Annotated in this window: 18 protein-coding genes; all 18 read right to left on the bottom strand. The window is 32.5% G+C overall.

Annotated features, from left to right (window positions below; translation table 11 throughout):
• Positions 1-3: 3 nt before the first annotated feature.
• The 18 genes from ACKI42_RS01830 to ACKI42_RS01745 all read right to left on the bottom strand — a co-directional run bounded on the left by ACKI42_RS01830 (position 4) and on the right by ACKI42_RS01745 (position 19666).
• On the bottom strand, positions 4-717 hold the full coding sequence (locus tag ACKI42_RS01830; protein ID WP_407401848.1) for a glycosyltransferase family 2 protein: 714 nt from the start codon (positions 715-717) through the stop codon (positions 4-6).
• A complete protein-coding gene (locus ACKI42_RS01825; RefSeq protein ID WP_407401846.1) occupies positions 714-1823 on the bottom strand; it encodes a glycosyltransferase in 1110 nt (369 codons plus the stop codon). The genes ACKI42_RS01830 and ACKI42_RS01825 overlap by 4 nt, the downstream gene beginning before the upstream one ends.
• Positions 1824-3122: an oligosaccharide flippase family protein gene (locus ACKI42_RS01820; RefSeq protein ID WP_407401844.1), complete on the bottom strand. Its 1299-nt coding sequence runs from the start codon at positions 3120-3122 to the stop codon at positions 1824-1826.
• Positions 3123-3130: 8 nt separating this feature from the next.
• A complete protein-coding gene (wecB, locus tag ACKI42_RS01815; RefSeq protein WP_407401842.1) occupies positions 3131-4255 on the bottom strand; it encodes a non-hydrolyzing UDP-N-acetylglucosamine 2-epimerase in 1125 nt (374 codons plus the stop codon).
• Positions 4256-4261: 6 nt separating this feature from the next.
• Positions 4262-5122 carry a glucose-1-phosphate thymidylyltransferase RfbA gene (gene rfbA, locus ACKI42_RS01810; protein WP_407401840.1) on the bottom strand — a complete coding sequence of 287 codons (861 nt, stop codon included), beginning with the start codon at positions 5120-5122 and terminating at the stop codon, positions 4262-4264.
• Between the two features lie 20 nt (positions 5123-5142).
• Positions 5143-5691 (bottom strand): dTDP-4-dehydrorhamnose 3,5-epimerase, encoded by a 549-nt coding sequence (gene rfbC / locus ACKI42_RS01805; protein WP_407401838.1) that lies wholly within the window; start codon positions 5689-5691, stop codon positions 5143-5145.
• Between the two features lie 76 nt (positions 5692-5767).
• Positions 5768-6112: a four helix bundle protein gene (locus ACKI42_RS01800; protein WP_407401836.1), complete on the bottom strand. Its 345-nt coding sequence runs from the start codon at positions 6110-6112 to the stop codon at positions 5768-5770.
• Positions 6113-6176: 64 nt separating this feature from the next.
• Positions 6177-7223 carry a dTDP-glucose 4,6-dehydratase gene (gene rfbB, locus ACKI42_RS01795; RefSeq protein WP_407401834.1) on the bottom strand — a complete coding sequence of 349 codons (1047 nt, stop codon included), beginning with the start codon at positions 7221-7223 and terminating at the stop codon, positions 6177-6179.
• Positions 7224-7236: 13 nt separating this feature from the next.
• Positions 7237-8538, bottom strand: coding sequence for a nucleotide sugar dehydrogenase (locus ACKI42_RS01790; protein WP_407401832.1), 1302 nt, complete (start codon positions 8536-8538; stop codon positions 7237-7239).
• A 27-nt stretch (positions 8539-8565) separates the two neighbouring features.
• Entirely contained in the window at positions 8566-10932 is a 2367-nt protein-coding gene (locus ACKI42_RS01785; RefSeq protein WP_407401830.1) for a GumC family protein, read from the bottom strand.
• A 24-nt stretch (positions 10933-10956) separates the two neighbouring features.
• Positions 10957-11766: a polysaccharide biosynthesis/export family protein gene (locus tag ACKI42_RS01780; protein WP_407401828.1), complete on the bottom strand. Its 810-nt coding sequence runs from the start codon at positions 11764-11766 to the stop codon at positions 10957-10959.
• Between the two features lie 126 nt (positions 11767-11892).
• Positions 11893-13851: a polysaccharide biosynthesis protein gene (locus ACKI42_RS01775; protein ID WP_407401826.1), complete on the bottom strand. Its 1959-nt coding sequence runs from the start codon at positions 13849-13851 to the stop codon at positions 11893-11895.
• A 379-nt stretch (positions 13852-14230) separates the two neighbouring features.
• Positions 14231-14695 (bottom strand): regulatory protein RecX, encoded by a 465-nt coding sequence (locus ACKI42_RS01770; protein WP_407401824.1) that lies wholly within the window; start codon positions 14693-14695, stop codon positions 14231-14233.
• An 84-nt stretch (positions 14696-14779) separates the two neighbouring features.
• Positions 14780-16045, bottom strand: a complete 1266-nt coding sequence (gene glyA, locus ACKI42_RS01765) for a serine hydroxymethyltransferase (protein WP_407401822.1) — start codon at positions 16043-16045, stop codon at positions 14780-14782.
• Between the two features lie 186 nt (positions 16046-16231).
• Positions 16232-16699 (bottom strand): DUF6428 family protein, encoded by a 468-nt coding sequence (locus ACKI42_RS01760; RefSeq protein ID WP_407401820.1) that lies wholly within the window; start codon positions 16697-16699, stop codon positions 16232-16234.
• 59 nt (positions 16700-16758) lie between these two features.
• The gene (locus tag ACKI42_RS01755; protein WP_407401818.1) at positions 16759-17085 is read right to left on the bottom strand and encodes an ArsR/SmtB family transcription factor; all 327 of its coding nucleotides are present in this window, start codon (positions 17083-17085) and stop codon (positions 16759-16761) included.
• A gap of 138 nt (positions 17086-17223) precedes the next feature.
• Complete coding sequence (locus ACKI42_RS01750) at positions 17224-18420, bottom strand: efflux RND transporter periplasmic adaptor subunit (RefSeq protein WP_407401816.1); 1197 nt, start codon at positions 18418-18420, stop codon at positions 17224-17226.
• Between the two features lie 55 nt (positions 18421-18475).
• Complete coding sequence (locus tag ACKI42_RS01745) at positions 18476-19666, bottom strand: ABC transporter permease (RefSeq protein WP_407401814.1); 1191 nt, start codon at positions 19664-19666, stop codon at positions 18476-18478.
• Positions 19667-19731: the final 65 nt, after the last annotated feature.

Below are 19731 nucleotides of genomic sequence, written 5' to 3'. Positions count from 1 at the left end.
CTATCAAAACTTTTTAAGAAGATTAACTAACATATAAAATCTATCAAATAAAATTTTATTTATTTTATAGGGGCTTTTACCGGTCAAAAAAGTATCATCTTTTATTGATGCTGAAAAATTTTTACCATGCCGTCTAAAATATATTAATTTTTCATCTAAAACTTTAACTCTTCCTTTTAATTCTGCAATCATACCAATCCACATATCATGTGAATTTAATTTTTCTGGAAAAGTTAAACTATTATTTGCAATTTCCTTCGTGAATGCCATACAACATCCTGTATAGATATTTTTATAGAATGTTCTTATAAAACCGCTTCTAGGAATAGTCCCTCCAAATAGAGAATCTTTTATTATATTATTATTTCCATCAATTAAAATACAATCACTTAACACCAAGTCATATTCTTGTAGATGTTTCATACATACCTCAACTTTATTATCTACCCAAATATCATCTTGATCTGAAAGAAATACATAATCACCTTTTATTTGTTTCAACAAAAATTCAAAATTCTTTATATGACTTCTAAATTTATTTTGAAATAATACAATTCTCGCATCATCGAAACTCTTAATAATATTAATTGTTTCATCCACACTTCCATCATCGGATATTAACAATTCATCACCATTATTAAGTTGAACTAAAATAGAGGCTATTTGTTCTTTTATGTATTTTTCACCATTATAACAAGCTAAACAAACTGATATCATAATATTTTTTTATACGCTTTGTATGTATCTATCCCAACTTTTTCCCAACTAAATTTACTAACAATTATGTTTTTAATCGCATCAAAATTTCTTTCTGTTTTAATTTCGTTTAAAATTCCATTCTTAATTGAATTAATATCTACTGGATCAACAGCTGTCGCTATTTTATTAAAGTAGGTGTCAAAAGGTAAATATTTTTGATTTGATGTAACCACTTTGCAGTTATTTAGTAAAGCTTCTAAACTAACCAAACCTGGTGATTCTCTTAATGAAGCTAGAACATGTAGTGAAGCATACTTATAGAAGTTACACACTTCTTTATTATCAACATAGTCAACAAAAAAAACATTTCCTCTTTTTTTCGATATTTCTTTTATTTTTTGGAAATAATGCTGTTCAGCTTTAAATCCAACAAAAACAATTGGAATATCAACATCCATTAAAGCTTTAACTACATTCAATTGCCCTTTTATTAGCTGTATTCTTCCTACTTGTAGAATATAGGGTTTATCTGGCAAATCATACTTTTTTAAAAACTCACTCTTTTCTATATAAACATTATTTTTTACATCAGCAGCGTTAAAAACAACACTAACCTTATTTATATATTTTTCAGGGTCAAGATTCGTAAAATGACATAATTGGTAATATTCTTCAATAGAGTTAGGTAACAAAACATCAGCGCCTTTAATAAACTTAATCGATTGTGCTTTGAATTTAGAGGATAATACTACTGGTTTATTAATGATTTTTCCAAGGCTTAAAAAAAAATAGCGATCAATTGTTCTAAAAAAATTATTATCAAAGTGCTTACCTAATAATCTATAACCATATGAATAGTTCCAAAAAATCGTTGAAAATGCAATTTTAATACCTAATGACTTGGCTCTTTCATAGAAAGCTTTTGAAATATCAAGAGTTGCGAAATTAAAAATGTGAGCAATATCAAAACTTTCATCCAATAAATTAGGATCCGTCAAGACTAATATACTTACCGAATTATCATAATTCAGCACATTTTCCATTGTTTTTAAAAGTTGAGTAGTGTCTCCTCCTTTATTTGATGGGGAATCCCAATCTTGTCGAATACAATAAGCTATTTTCATCTAAATTTTCTTTTTAATATAAATAAATTGAATAGTAGTATGGCTTATGTAGCTAATTAAATATGCTAGAGAAATACCCACCGCACCATAATTATACTTTACTACAAAAATATAACTGCATACTATAAGTATTACAGCCCATATTAGATTCACATAAAAACCAATCCACATTTTCCCTTGACTTGCAATTGCCTGCCCAATAACATTATTTACCGTAATAAAACCTGTAGTAAAAAACATAATTATTAAAGGTATTAAAGCGTCGTTGTAATTACTACCATAAAAGTAAACAATAAAAGGTGAAGCTATTAAACAAATTAAAACCAATGAAAATCCTATAATAGTATTTATTTTTAAGTTTTTATTAAAAATTATTTTGTACTCATCTCTGTTCCCAACACTTGCAGCTAACATTGGTAAAGCTATTTGCGCTAATGCAGCAGGTATAAACAAAATGGTATTCCTCCACTGATTTGCGATATCAAAATTTGCCATTTGCCCATAACCGTTTGGTTGATTTACCAATAAGTAATTACAATACCATGTTACTGGGCCAACCATTAGTCCAGCTAATATTGCCGGTAAACTAAATTTCCATAATACGGAGGTTTCCTCAAAATTATTTTTATTAAATATTTTTATTTTAAATTCTGAATAAAAATATTTTTTTAATGTAATAAAATTTAGAACGAACAGCAAAACAAAATTTGCACCAAATGCAATAACTACAGCATCAAGCCCAAAAAATTTTGCTGCAATTACTAAAGCTATTGACGATAAAATTCCAGCAATTGCGTTATTGATTGACAATTCTTTAAATTTTTCTATCCCTGCTAATATTCCATTTTGAATTCCATTCAAAGAGGAAAAAAATAATATAAAAGAACTTATCCTTATCTCAGTAAATAATTTTGGAGCATTAATTTGTGTGGCTATTTCTTTAGCATAAATAAAAACTAAAACTGATACCAATACACTAATAAGTATTGCAAAGAGGTTTGATACTCCTACTATTTTTTCTACTTTTCTTTTGTCTGATAATCGATATTGAGATATATACTTTGTGGCAGTCATCCCTAATTCTAGACCTGCAAACATGGCAAACATTAATATTGTGGATTTTATTATTCCAAACTGACCATATTCTTCCTTACCAAGAAATCTTGTCATTAATATCGTTGCAATTAATAAAATAAATTTAGAAATTACATTTCCTAATAAAATCCAAAAACTTTGACTAAAAATTTTTTTATTAATATCAGAAGATAATAAATGATTTATCTTATGTCTAATATTCATTTTATGCCTTATAATGATTGAATAAAAGTTACGATTCTTTCGCATGCTTTTCCATCACCATAAGGATTATGAAGAGCACTCATTGAATTATATCTTTCGTTATCATTCAACAAATTATTTGCTTCATTCACTATTTTTTCTTTATCTGTACCTACTAATATCACCGTACCAGCTTCTACTGCTTCAGGTCGTTCTGTTGAATCTCGCATAACTAAAACAGGTTTTCCTAAACTTGGTGCTTCTTCTTGTACTCCCCCAGAATCTGTAATGATTAAATAAGACTGAGTCATCAGCCATACAAATGCAGGATAAGCTAATGGATCAATAAGTTTTATATTATCTATTCCAGATAAAATATCTCGTACGGGCTTCTGAACATGTGGATTCAGATGTACTGGATAAATTATTTGAACATCAGTATGTGAAAGTGCGATATCTTTTAAAGCTTCACAAATATTAATAAAACCTTGACCATGATTTTCTCTACGATGACCCGTAACAAGGATAATTTTTTTTGATGAATCGATGATTTTTTTTAGATTACTAATTTCTGTGTTATCAATATTTTTCACGATCTCAGAACTACTCAATAAAGCATCAATTACTGTATTTCCTGTAACCAAAATATCATCGTTAGCAATATTTTCATTTAATAAATTCTCTTTTGATTGAATAGTAGGAGCAAAATGATAATCCGCGATACGACCTGTAACTTGTCTATTGATCTCTTCTGGAAATGGAGATCTTTTATTGTGAGTTCTCAATCCTGCTTCTACATGACAAATTTTAGCACCAGAATAGAACCCAGCAATACTTGCAGACATTGTTGTTGAAGTATCACCATGCACATATATATAATCAGGTTTAAAATCTTCTAATACTGGTTTTAATTGTGTAATAATATCTGCTGTCAAACTATACAGATTTTGATTGGGCTTCATTAAGTCTAAATCAAAATCAGGTACTATTTCAAAAAATTCTAAAACCTGGTCTAACATTTCACGATGTTGTGCCGTTACACAAACTTTAGTTTCAAATACTGAATTATTTTTTTGAAATTCTTTAACCAAAGGAGCCATTTTAATTGCTTCTGGTCGAGTTCCAAATATTATAAGATTTCTTTTTTTATCCATTTTATATTATTGACAAACTTTCATTAAATACTCTCCATAACCACTTTTAATCAATGGTTTGGCAATTTCTATTAATTGCTCTTTCTTAATGTAGCCCATGCGGTATGCTACTTCTTCAATTGCTCCGATTTTCATTCCTTGACGTTCTTCAATAACTTGTACAAACTGTCCAGCTTGCATCAACGAATTGATTGTACCTGTATCTAACCAAGCAGTACCTCTATCGAAAACTCCAACTTTTAACGTTCCTTTTTTTAGATATTCGGCATTAATGTCTGTAATTTCAAGTTCTCCTCGAGATGAAGGTTTGATATTTTTCGCTATTTCCACCACCTTATTGTCATAAAAATATAAACCAGGTACTGCAAAATTTGATTTTGGTTCTTTCGGTTTTTCTTCAATGGAAACTACATTATTGTCTTTGTCAAACTCCACAACTCCATAACGCTCTGGATCACTTACTTGATAGGCGAAAACTACTCCTCCATCAGGATTTGACGAATCTTGTAATAATTGAGACATTCCACTTGCATAGAAGATATTATCTCCTAAAATTAATGCTACCTTATCATCACCAATAAATTCTTCTCCTAAAATAAAAGCTTGCGCAAGACCATCTGGACTTGGTTGTTCTTTATAAGAAAATTTACATCCAATTTGAGAACCATCCCCTAATAATTTCTCAAAATGAGGTAAATCATGTGGGGTTGAAATAATTAATATTTCATTAATACCTGCTAACATTAGTGTAGAAAGGGGATAATAAATCATGGGTTTATCATACACTGGCATTAATTGTTTACTTACTGCTAACGTCAATGGATGAATTCTTGTACCTGATCCTCCTGCCAAAATAATTCCTTTCATAATATCGTTTTAAACACTAATTATTTATTTCTAAAAGTCTCAAAAGATTGTGCTTCTAGATCTTTATCCGAAATAATCATTTTATCAGCTGGAATACCCCAATCAATCCCTATTTCTTGATCTAATGGATGTACACCATCCTCAGATGCTTTATTATAACCGTTGTCACATTTATAAAAGAAGGTTGCTTTATCAGAAATCACAGAAAATCCGTGTAAAAAACCTCTGGGGATAAATAATTGTCTTTTATTATCTGCTGATAATTCTACTGCAACCGATTGACCATAAGTTTCTGAACCTGGACGTACATCTACAGCAACATCAATAACAGCTCCTTCTACTACACGTACCAATTTTGCTTGTGCATGTTCTCCTGCTTGCATATGTAAACCTCTCACAACTCCATAAGAAGAATTGGATTGATTATCTTGCACAAATGTAGGTTTGTAACCTAAAATTTCCTGCATTTTATCTTCATGATACGCTTCAAAAAAATATCCTCTCGAATCTTCAAAAACAGTAGGTTCAAGTATAAAACATCCTTTCAGTTTAGTTTCTGTTGCCTTCATTTAATTGTAAATATTGTTCAAAAAGTTAATATTGTTCATAAGGTTTATACTTTGATCAAAATAAGATTTTGGTTAATCACTTCAATGATTTTATTAATTTTGAGAGCATGGTTTTAATAAAATTTAACTTCTGTTGAAACACTAATAAATCTTTTATAAATCCTAATCGGAAAGCCATTTCTAATTGTGTTTCTAACTCACTTGCTGAACCCAAAGATATATAAAGAAAACGAATAAATTCAACTTGACTTTGGCGACCTGCTCCTTCTGCGATATTTGAAGGAATTGAAACAGCAGCACGCTTTATTTGACTTGTTAATCCATACATTTCCTCCTTGGGAAAAGATTTTACAGTTTCATAAATCAAAACAACCAAATTCATAGACTCTTGCCAAACTTTCAATTCTTTATGACTAGCCATATTACGTTTATTATCCTTATTAACTTTATCTAACCTTATTAACTTTATCTAACCTTATTAACCGTTAATTATATTGATTTTTGTAATAATTTTGATAATCCCCAGAGGTTACATTCTCTAGCCATTCTTTGTTTTCTAAAAACCAATCAATTGTTTTTGATAAACCTTGTTCGAATGTAACAGAAGGTTTCCATCCCAATTCTTGGTTAATTTTTGTGGCATCAATGGCATAACGCAAATCGTGTCCTGGACGATCTTTCACAAATGTGATTAATTGTTCTGAAGTTCCTGCTTCACGACCCAATTTTTCATCCATTTGTCTGCATAATTCTTTTACCAAATCAATGTTTTTCCATTCATTGAAACCGCCTACATTATAAGAACCTCCATTCTTTCCTTCATGAAAAACTAAGTCAATTGCCTTAGCGTGATCGATTACAAATAACCAATCGCGGGTGTATTTTCCATCTCCATAAATTGGAAGTGGGTTATTATTCAAAATATTGTGAATACATAACGGAATCAATTTCTCAGGAAAATGATTGGGACCATAATTATTCGAACAGTTGGTTAAAACTATTGGTAAACCGTATGTATCGTGATAGGCTCTTACAAAATGATCTGAAGATGCTTTTGACGCCGAATAGGGTGAATGCGGATCGTAAGAAGTGTGTTCTGTAAAAAATCCTTCATCGCCCAAAGCTCCAAATACCTCATCTGTGGAAACATGATGAAAACGTTTCCCTTCAAAATGGTCTTTCCAGATTGTTTTCGCTGCATTTAATAAGTTCACAGTTCCAATCACATTGGTCATTACAAATTCTAACGGATTTGTAATGGAGCGGTCAACATGAGATTCTGCTGCTAAATGAATAACACCATCGGGTTGGTGCTTTTCAAAAACATCAAAGATTTGTCTAGCGTCTGTAATATCTGCCTTTACAAATTCGTAATTTGAATAATGCTCAATATCTTTTAAGTTCTCCAAATTTCCTGCATACGTCAACGCATCAAGGTTGATGATTTTTGTATCGGGATACTTTAGTACAAATTCTCGAACCACGTGTGAGCCTATAAATCCGGCACCTCCAGTAATTATTATGGTTTTCATCTTCTATCTATTTTTATAGTCTTTTATCAACATTAGCTTTAGGTAAACTCCCTTTCACGTCGTAGATAATACCATTTTTCTTTAGGCTACCAGTAAAGTTAAAATCCAGGAATTCTTTATGTGCCACCGTTAGGATAATAGCGTCGAATTTCTGAGATTCCTCGGCAAGTTCGGAATGACAAAATATCCCATACTCCTTTTCTACTTCCGCAGGATTCGCCCATGGATCGTAAGTAATAACCTCTGTCCCATACTCTTGCAAATTGGTGATTACATCAATCGCTTTAGAATTTCTAATATCCGGACAATTTTCTTTAAAGGTAATACCTAAATTTAAAATTTTAGCGCCTTTGATATTAATATCTTTCTTGATCATTAATTTTATAACCTCAGAAGCTATAAACGCACCCATAGAATCATTTAGTCTTCTACCTGCCAAAATAATTTCGGGGTGATATCCATGCTCTTTAGCCTTTTGAGCCAAGTAATAAGGATCTACACCAATACAATGCCCACCCACCAAACCGGGTTTGAAAGGTAAAAAATTCCATTTTGTACCTGCTGCCTTTAATACATCATGGGTATCAATATTCATTAATGAGAATATTTTTGCTAATTCATTGACGAAGGCAATATTAATGTCTCGTTGCGAATTCTCTATTACCTTTGCGGCTTCTGCTACCTTGATGGTAGGAGCCAAATGAGTACCTGCTACTATTATACTATTGTATAAATTGTCTACAATCTTACCCACTTCCGGTGTAGAACCTGAGGTTATTTTAAGAATTTTTTCTACTGTATGTTCTTTATCTCCTGGGTTAATACGTTCTGGTGAATATCCCACATAAAAGTCCACATTAAAGGTAAGCCCTGAAATTTTCTCCAAAACAGGTACACATTCTTCTTCTGTCACTCCTGGATATACAGTAGACTCGTAGATAACGATATCGTTCTTTTTTAGAACCTTACCTACCGTCTCACTTGATTTGTACAAAGGAGTAAGATCTGGATGATTATGCTTATCCACTGGCGTAGGAACAGTAACAATATAGATGTTTGCCGCATCCAATTCTTCTAATTGATCCGTACAAAACAACCCACTCTTATTATAACCGAATGGATTTTCATTGAGTAGAACAGATTTTAGCAATTCTGTAGTAATCTCTTGAGTAGCATCTTTGCCTACAATCAGTTCTTCTATTCTTTTCTTATTGATATCAAAACCTACTACTGGATATTGTGTTGCAAAAAGTCTTGCAAGCGGTAAACCTACATATCCAAGACCAATAATTGCTATTTTGTAATTTGTGTTCATCAGAAAATCAGCTATGAGGGAGCTGTTTTATTTTTTAAATAGTTTTTGGAAGAAAGATTTTTTGGTATCAGCAGCATATCCATAACCATAACTTCCATATCCACTATGCATTTTGCTGACATCATTAAGTACTAAACCAACGTTCTTAATCTTTTTATCCTTTATCTGCTTATTGATAAATTGTACCAATTCTTTTTCTGTATAACCAGATCTTGTTACATATACCGTAACATCTGCTACATCAGCAATCAGGAATGAATCTGTTACCAACATTAGTGGTGCAGTATCTAGTATAATATAGTCGTAATGAGGCTTTAAACTCTCTACCAGTTCCTGATATCTACCATTAGCTAAAAGTTCAGTCGGATTGGGAGTAATTGCTCCAGAATAAATGACATCACAATACGGATTAAAAGTGGTTTGATATGTTATTTCTTCTGCAGTCATTGTATTATCATACATAAACTCTGACAAACCTATAAGACCTTTGCGCTTCTCGTTATACCTTTGTAACTGTGGATTTCTAATATCCGATCCGATAATGATTACTTTCTTTCTAGGAGTTGCAAGGGTAAGCGCCAAGTTAACAGAAGTAAATGTTTTTCCTTCTCCCTTTACGGATGAAGTAACAAAAACTACATTGCCTTTTTTATTTTTAGGCAGCATAAAATTAATGTTGGTAATTAAAATTCTAAATGCTTCTGCCAATGGAGAAAGATCATTTAATTCAACTAGCTCTGCACCTCCTTTTTCTAATGATGGCAATTCTCCCACCACGGTTGCTCCTTGAGAAAGTTTCTCCAGGTCTGTTTTAGATTGAATTTTATTATTAAATAATTCAATCAAATAAATTATAAGAAAAGGAATTAAAAAACCAACTACCAAAGCTGCTAGATAAATAATCTGCTTTTTTGGTGATACCGGATTAGTATCCGTTAATGCATCATCTACTATTCTAGCTTTTGGTGCTGCAATAGCTAAAGAAATAGCTGCCTCCTCTCTTTTTTGTAACAGTAAAAGATAAAGTTGTTCTTTAATATTTTGTTGTCTCTCAATACTTCTGAACATTTTCTCTTGAACAGGTATTTTTGAAATCCTGCCAGACAATCTATTTTGTTCAGCATCAATAGCATTTTTATTTATTTCTAATGCGGACCTACTTTTTTGTAAACTCTGCATAACAGCGCTTCTCATACTATTGATCTGCCTAGTTGCATCTATAACTAGTGGATTGGCGTTGGTAGAGTTCTCTAATAGACGGTCTCTCTCTGCTACCAATTGGTTGTAAGCAGCTATATCTGAAGTAAGATTAGAATCAGACAGTCCAACATTTAAAGGCAAAACTTGGTTGCTTCCCTTTTTGTTTAAATACCCAATCAGACTTCCTACAAGTTCAAGTTGAGATGCATTCTCCAACTGCTTTTGTCTGGTTGCCATTGATGTTTCCAATGATAACTCGGCTTCAGTTTGAATATCTGCAATATTATTTCGAACTTTAAAATCTTCTTTCTGGCTCTCTACTTGTCCTAGTTCTTTAGCAATTAAATTAATACGATCATCTATGAAAGTAGCCGTTTTTTGAGACTCAGAGTTTTTATCTAATACTGCTTCTCTATTATAATTTACAGCAAGCCTATTTAAGATAGTCTCCGCCTTATCAGAATTGGGATAAGTCATTTCCAACTTGAGTACAGTTGCTTCCTTCTGAACTAAATTTATATTGAGCTTATCTAAATAAAAACGGGCTCTATCCATACCCGACATAAACTGGAGTTTATACTCTAACTCTCCATTAATTTTACCTGAAAAGTTAGGGTTTTTTTGAAACATTACTACTCCAAAGGGCATCGTAAATGCCTTATTGAAATACGCTGTAATATCGCCTGTAAAACTTTCTGAAGATATAATAATTTTATCTCCATTTATCCTTGCAATCACTTGCTTATCAGGATAATTCGCTTTTTTATTTTCACTAAGTATTCTAACAACAAATGGTGAAGTATCTTTGAATAATTCTTTATCCTTTAAATTTCCTTTTGCATATATATTCGTTTCTAGTCCAAGTTCTCTTACTACTGAGAGCATAAGCTTTTTGGATTTGAAAATTTCTATTTCATTATCTACAGAATTTGTTCCCATACCACCAATTCCTCCTAGCTCAGAAATTACTGACATTTCTGGCTGCGATGAAGCAGATTTTTTTACTTCTTTTATTAATAAAGTTGATTCTGTGCTATAGGTAGGAACAGAATATCGTAAAAAGAACCATGCCAATATGGTTGTAATAATTACACCAATCACAAACCAATACCATTTGTACAAATAGGGTTTAATGAGTTCTCTAATATTTAGAGATTCTTCTTGAATCTCTTCTTGATTATAATTGCTATCCACTATAAATTTGGTTATGGTGTACTATTAATTTTTTGTTAACGCTAATACTCCAATGACTAATGAAGCAATTACGGATGCTACAGAGATATACAATCCAGTATTAGGATCTACTCTAGCCCCTTTTTCTCTATTGGCATTCGGTTGTACATACACCATATCATTTTGTTTAAGATAATAATATGGAGAATTGATGAAATTGGCGCTCGTAAGATCTACTCTTTCCTTGGTAATTTGTCCATCACTATTTCTTACCACCAAAACATTAGTTCTAATTCCAAAAGCGGTAAGATCACCAGCTAATCCTAATGCACTAAGTAAAGTTGTATTACCATCAGGAATTACGTATGTACCCGGTTTCGCAACTTCCCCTAAAACAGATACTTTAAAATTAGTTAACTTTGTATCAATCACCGGACTTTTTACGTATTCAGAAACAAGACTTATTAATTTTGTATTTAATGTTTCAATTGTTTCATTCTTCACACTTACTTTTCCAATTTGTGGGAAAGTGATATTCCAGTCAGTGTCCACGATATACATGGGTCCAGAAACTGGTACTTGTTGTTGTAAATTATTGGAACTCGGAACTGTATATTGTGTTATGGTATTACCGGAAGAATAGACCTGATTGAAAGGCTTTACTACATCCATATCCTTTGCAGATACGGAAATAATCAAATTATCACCAGGTTGCAATGTGCTTCTACTATTTTTAATTGAATTATCAAGAACTATGTTCTCAATATCAGTCATATAATTTAACTGTTGCTTTGGTGCACAAGATAAGGTAGATAGTGCAATAGCACTGTATATAAAGTATTTTTTCTTAATCATTTTAATAAATTTTTAACAAAACTAGTTTATTAATTATAATTATTTATATTTTTAGTGAGTATTATGCTTGTTAACAAAAAACAAACCAATATTTCAAAAACGAAATATATTAAATATTAATAGGTTCTATATTTCATTTTTAGCATTTGTATTTTCATTATCTAGAGCTTCAAACTCTGAATTATTGCTTTTAAATTCTGGGACAATGGTCTTAAGAATTCTAACCACTTGAACTTTGTCGCGTCTAACTGCAGATTTTATTATTTTTTTGCAAAGTAATTCTACTTCTGCAAAGTCTATAGTTGGATCTTTTGAGATCATTATCTTTTCATGGTGAGTTGGTACTGTGGTTGCATCATCACTCAATAGCTCTTCATATAATTTCTCACCTGGCCTTAATCCAATAAATTTGATCTTGATATCCTCATCGGGTTTAAAACCTGATAATTTAATCATTCGCCTTGCTAGATCCAAAATCTTTACAGGCTCTCCCATATCAAATACATATATTTCACCTCCCGCACCCATTGTACCCGCTTGCAATACCAGCTCACAAGCTTCAGGGATCGTCATAAAGTAACGTATTATATCTGGATGAGTAATAGTTACAGGACCTCCTTTCTCAATTTGCTTTCTAAAGTGGGGAATCACAGATCCGTTAGAGCCCAATACATTTCCAAAACGCGTCGTTATAAATTTAGTCTTATTTCCTTCTAGTTTTTGCAACGATTGTACGAATAATTCAGCAACTCTTTTGGATGCACCCATTACATTGGTAGGGTTTACCGCCTTATCGGTAGAAACCATTACAAAACGGTTCACGTTATATTTTTTTGCAAGTGTTGCTAGATTTCTTGTACCCAAAATATTCACAAAGATGGCTTCATGAGGATTTTCTTCAATCAGGGGTACATGCTTGTAGGCAGCTGCGTGATAGACCATAGAAAACTCATAGCTTTCAAAAATTTTTTCTAGTCGGTAACTATTTGAGATGTCTGCTAATACAAATTTGAATTTTTGATCTGGAAATCTTTCTAGCAATTCTAACTCTAGCTCATAAAGTGGGGATTCTGCTTGGTCCAATACAACAATTAATGAAGGGCTGAACTGAGCTACCTGCCTTACAATTTCACTGCCAATAGAACCTGCACCACCCGTAACCAAAATATTTTTTTCCGAATGTCTTTTGATAACATCCAAATTTTCTATCTTAATAGGTCGACGATTTAGCAAATCCTCAATTTGTAATTGTCTAATTCCTCCTACAAGATCAGCGTCTCTCATTTTTGAAACTGTAGGCGCTTTTAATACTTTCAATCCATTGTCTAGTGCTAAAGTCATCCACTCTTCCACCTCTTGTTTGGACATGATTTCTTTAATAATCAATACAGCATCTATTTTTTCTAAAAGGTTGATGTGGGCAAACAAACGATCGCTGTTATAAATATTTCTACCCAATAATGTTGCTTTATTAGAATCTGATCGCTTTGTAATAAAACATTCTAGCATATAAGGATAGTTTGGGTTGTGCATAATGGCTCTTGCCAAGGAGACCGATGCATCACCTACTCCTACTACCGCTACTCTAATTTTTTTGGCTCCTCCCTTTAGGTCTAAAAGAAGATTAAAAAACTGCTTGGTAATCATCCTGAAAAAAAACATGGACGATACAGAGATTAAGAAAAATAAAAATAAACTAGGGTAAAGGTACAATGGTCTTTGTAAAAATGATTCTATGCCATAATTACAGATCAATGCAACTATTAGTGTTGAGCCCGAAGATAAGATAATTTTGAAAAAATCGAAAAATGTCGAATGTCGAATAATACCTGCATAGGTCTTGAAGACAAACATAAACACGATATTAATTACAATTAGCAGAACACTTCCTTGTATACCAAAATCCGGAAAATTAGATCTTACATGTAGTTTCTCTATGAATAGATTTGAGAATAAAATAGAAGCTACGATAATCAATAAGTCTAATATGATGACCGCCCATCTAGGAATATATCTCAGCTCAGTGATTTTCACAATATTATCTCCACCGTAAAGCGTAGCAAAAGCGTCATTCAGCTTTTTCATTCAACATTTGTTATTTGTATTATGCCACAAATATACTCATATTATTGAAATATTCTATATCTTTCATACAAATCCAATGCAACGTCATTTTGTATTTATATTCAAAATATTTAATTTTAAAAAATATTTAAAAACACATTCCTGATGAAATATAGTGAAGTTTTTTAGATACTTTTTTACTCGTACAAGATCAAATCAAAAGCAATTTGTATCCAATGAATTAAGAATTAAATAAAATAATTTTCACACAATAGTAAAAAATCATCTCGTTAAAGTCCACTAAATAATAGGTAAAAATATTTCTTTTTAGAATTGGAAACATAATCTTATTATTACAAATATAATCACTTCCTTAAAATTAATTATGTACCATACATTTCTACTGAATTACATTTGAAACATCATCATATGAAAAACCTTTACCTAATAGATGTTTTATTGTATTTGCCTTTTTTTGATAGTCTTTTAGTCCTACTAATTTTTCATAATAATTGTCATATAATTTCTTAAGGGTTTTGTAATAATCATCATTATCAATTTCGTCCATGCACTTGGAAATTAGCTTTTCGCTGATGTTTTTTTGCTTTAGATTGAGCTTAATTTTTATCTTACCCCAATTTTTCATATAAAACTTTCCTCGAATATAACTTCTCGTGAAACGCTCTTCATTAAGGAAATTTTCTCGCAGAAGAAAAAGCATAATTTCTTCTTTAGCTTCTGGGATAAGAACAAATTCTCTCATTTTTTGCTCTACCTCAGCATGACAACGATCTTGGTATACACAATAGTTCACTACTTTTTGTCTGATTTCTTCGTAGGTGTAAAGCTTTTTTTCGCGCTGCATTTTGATTATTTTATTTGTGAAAAGTTCTTTAAATAAAAAGAAGCGCAAATACAATTTGCGCTCCTTCCTAGTATGTATTAAATTTTAGTAATTGAAGAGCGCTTTGCCTTCCATCAATTCATTTACTTTCTTTCTTACAGAAGAAATTACTTCTTCATTTTTAATATTGTCTACTACTTCAGCGATCAACTCAGCAATAGTTTCCATATCATTTTCTTTAAGACCTCTTGTTGTAATCGCTGCAGTTCCTAATCTGATACCAGAAGTAGTAAATGGAGATTTATCATCAAAAGGAACCATATTCTTATTACAAGTAATATCAGCTTTCACAAGGGCTTTTTCAGTTTCTTTACCGTTCACCCCTTTGTTTCTAAGATCTACCAACATCAGGTGGTTATCTGTACCACCACTTACGATATCGAATCCTTTACTCATCATTGCAGAAGCTAATGCTTGTGCATTTGCTCTTACTTGTTTTGCGTAGATTTCAAATTTAATGTCCAAAGCTTCTCCAAAAGCAATTGCTTTCCCACCAATAACGTGCTCTAGTGGTCCACCCTGAATTCCTGGGAAAACAGCGCTATCTAGCACTTGGCTCATTAATTTGGTTTCCCCTTTTGGAGTTTTATGACCGTACGTATTTTCAAAATCTTTACCCATCATAATCATTCCACCTCTTGGACCTCTTAATGTTTTATGAGTGGTAGTAGTTACTACATGACAGTGCTCGAATGGAGAGTTTAATAATCCTTTCGCTACTAAACCTGCAGGGTGTGCAATATCAGCCCAAAGTGTAGCTCCTACCTCATCTGCAATTTCTCTAAATTTTGTATAATCCAAATCTCTAGAATATGCAGAGAAACCTGCAATAAGCATTTTTGGTTTTTCTCTAAGTGCAGTCTCTCTCATTTGGTCATAATCTATCAATCCAGTTTCTCTTTGTACACCGTAAGAAACAACATTATAGTGCATACCAGAAAAATTAACAGCAGAACCATGAGTAAGATGTCCTCCCATAGAAAGATCCATCCCCATAATTTTGTCTCCTGGTTTTAGCACGGCTAAATAAATGGCAGCATTAGCTTGAGAACCAGAGTGTGGCTGTACGTTTACATAATCTACCCCAAACAATTCTTTCGCTCTATCGATAGCCAAAGTTTCCACTTCATCTACTACTTCACAACCTCCGTAATATCTTTTACCAGGGTATCCTTCTGCATACTTGTTCGTCAGCACACTACCCATAGCTTTCATTACGTTTTCAGAAACAAAGTTTTCTGAAGCAATTAATTCTAATCCATGAGATTGCCTTTGTCTTTCTTTTTCAATTAGGTCGAAAATGATGTCCATTTATTTTTAGTTTTTGAAATTTTCCTTCCAAATATACGTAAATTGACCACAAAAGACTTCATTTAACTATAATTTTTGAATTTTATCTTTCTTAAATTAATTTGAATTAAAGCAAATTTATCATCCTAATAGAAGGCTACCTTCTCTTTATTCTCTGAAAATTAGCAAGCTGAATAAAATAATTTTTTAGCAACATCCACCATCAGGCGTGCAAGAATTTTGCTTTTTTATAACTGCAAGTTTTATATTCTTCTTCTCTGCTGGAATTCCGCAAGCGTCTTCAGCGAGACAAGCCGTAGTTTTATTTTTTAGAATAAAATGTTTTCCATTAAACTCCAAGTCGTATTTGCCAATAGTTGTATCTTGGTACTCCACTTCAATGTCATGATCTTCTATTCCCAATTTTTCTTCTGATAGTTTAATAATCTGCAACAATTTATGGGGCTTTAATCTATGTTCGAAGTCATTGGCATTCCACAATTGAAAGTTGACTATTTTTTCGGATCTAATGACGCCACCACAGTCTATAAAGTTTTTGGTAACGCTTCCTACTTCAGTTACATGAAAGTGTTCTGGAACCCACTTTCCGTTTTCCAATTGAAATTGTACATTTTCTAAGGTGGGTAAAATGTTTTTAATCTCTGATAATTTCATTTTAATAATTTTTAAAATTTATAACGTAATATTACGATAGAATTTTATACAAAAAAAGCTTAACAACAGCTTTTACTTTTTAACTTTTCAGGAATTTCGGAGAAGTAATTATTTAAGATTGAAAATGCTTTTTCATCGATACAGTAACAAATTGTATTGCCTTCTATACTTCCTTTTATGAGTCCTGCATTTTTCAACTCCCTCAAATGCTGAGAAACGGTAGGCTGAGCCAATGGCAATTCGTTAACAATATCTCCACAAATGCAAGTGTTTACTTTTAATAAATATTCTATAATCGCTATTCTCGCTGGATGTCCCAATGCCTTGGCAATAGTGGCTATTTCATTTTGTTTTTCTGTGAAAAATTCTGCTTTGGAGCTTCCCATAATAACTTTAATTCTATATCGCAATATTACGATTTAATTCGCAATCTAAATTTATTTTTAGTTTATATTTTTTAAATTTAAAACAAAAAATAGCTTGAAAATAATTTCAGGCTATTATATTCAATAAAACTAATGGGTTTATTTTTTCGCTTTTTCTTTTAGTTCTTCTTTATCTTTATCCGAAGGATTCCAAACTTTTACTTCTGCATTTTTATCAATACCAGATAGGATCTGTACATTGATACCATCGCTAGCGCCCAATTTTACAAATACTTTCTTGAACTTTCCGTCTTTCTGTTTTACCTCCACAAAGGACACATCTTTTCCACTTCTTTTTTCATACTGCACCAAAGATTCATCCAGAAGTAAAGCATTTTTTTGAGAACTCATTACAATTTCTCCGTTTGCGGAGAAACCTGCACGGATATATTCGTTATTAGGATTGAATACATCGCCTTCTACTGGAAACTTTATCGTCCCATTGTTGTCTTTTCCCTTTGGAGCAATCATCGTTAGTCTCCCCGGGAAAGATTTGTTTTGGAGTGCACCAATTACAATGCTCATATCCATTCCTTGTTTTAGTTTCCCAGCTTGTGCTTCATCTATTTCACCTTGGAAGATAAGAGAACTAAGATCTGCAATGGAGCAAATGGTAGTTCCTGCATTGAAAGAGTTAGCTTCTATCACCTGACTTCCTACTTTTACCGGAACTTCTAATACGGTACCAGATGCTTTAGAACGTATCTGCGTAGTTGCCAGCCCTTGCAACTCTGGTGTAGCTCCTGTTTTTACAATTAGCAATCTTTTTTGGGCAGTCTGCAATTGCTGATTGGCGTTCCTTAAGTTTTGCTGCTGAGAGAAGAGTTGCTGTTGAGAATTTAGATATTCTTGCTTTGATATGACACCTTGTTTGAAGAGTTTTTCTTGCATGGCATATTGCTTTTGCATATTATCCACATTCATCTTGGCATTGCTTATTTGCAGAGATGCATTTTGCACTTCCTGTTGGGCGTTATTTACCTCAGCGATATTGGGTATAATTTTCACCGTAGCAATCAGTTGCCCTGCAACTACCTTATCACCTTCATCTACTAATATTTTTTCTATTATCCCCGCAATATTGGGTTTTATTTCAATTTCTTCTTTTGGAACAATCTTTCCAGTTGCCATCACTTTATCATCCATATTTTGTACGGTAGGTTTTCTTGTAAGAAAAGCCTCACTCTCTTTGGAGTTGGATGTTACGAGATATCGTATTCCTGAAAATAATGCGGCAAACAATAAAAGCCCCAACACAATATAGATGGCTTTTTTCCAGGTAAACTTCTTTTTCATATGTATTGTTTATTATATATAAATTAAAAAATAATTATAGAGCATCTCGTTCTTATTATTCGCTCCTAAGAGCCTCAATGGGTCTTATTTTCACAGCTCTCTGCGCAGGTATCATCCCAATGATTAAGCCTAATATCACCATTACAGACATTGCAGCAAATACATTACCGTAGTTAACCGTTGGATTGTAGAATGGAAACTGATCTTGATTTTGGGTTAAAGCATTGAAAATCATTAAGACAAAAATTCCGAGAATAAATCCGAGAATACCAGAACTCAGCGTAATAACAACACTTTCTAGCAAAATTTGGTTTCTCACTTCAGACGGTTTTGCACCGAGGGCACGTCTTATTCCTATTTCTTTGGTTCGTTCTTTTACAGTGATCAATAGAATATTGGAGATCGCGATAACCCCAGCCAAGATGGTAAGAGTACCTACAATAATAGTTAAAAGTTGCATCCCTGTAAGGAAACCTGTAAGCTTTTTGAATTCTTTACCCAAGTTGAAACTACCGAATGCACTGGAATCTTCTGGTGAAACATGATTTTTGGATTTCAATTCAGTTTTTACAAGTTCCTCTACATCGCTTACGTCTACATTGGGCTTGCTTACAATAGCAAACATATCTATTTGGTCTCCAGCATTGTACATTTTGGTGTAGGTAGAAAGTGGAATGAAAGCTGTACGATCATTCTCGAAACCCCCTCCTTTTCTTACTCTGAAAACGCCGATTACATTGAAGAATATTCCTTTTATATTGATAGATTGCCCTAGAGGATTTTCTTTCTTTTTAGAATTGAAAAAATTATCATAAATCTCTTCACCAATTACAACCACGTTTTTATTACCCGAAACATCAGCATCATTAATATAACGCCCGAATATCAATTTTTTTTCTGAAATTTTATTACCAATAGGAAAATCGCCTGTCAGAGAATAAGTTGCATTTTTACCATTTTTGGACATCGTTTCTCCGGGAGTGCCTGTAAAACTACCACGAGAATTTTGGGGAGATATATAATCGATCTGTGATATTTTTCTTTTTAATAGTTCAACATCTGATAATTTTAGGTTCACAGATCGTCCTTTTGGAAAGCCATCGTAAGGGATGGAAGTATTTTGTGCCCAAAGAAAAATTGAGTTGGTTGCAAAACCAGAAAATAGCTTGTCAAAACCATTTTCCATCCCTTTTGCCGATCCTAGTAAAACTACATAAAGAAACATACCCCAACCTACTCCTATCATTGTTAGAAAAGTACGGAGCTTATTATTTTTCAGGGAATAATAAATCTCTTGCCAAGTATCTTTTT

Origin of the sequence: Chryseobacterium sp. (assembly GCF_045629545.1) — a bacterium.
Lineage (GTDB): Bacteria > Bacteroidota > Bacteroidia > Flavobacteriales > Weeksellaceae > Chryseobacterium.
This window is presented reverse-complemented; position numbering and strand designations above follow the sequence as displayed.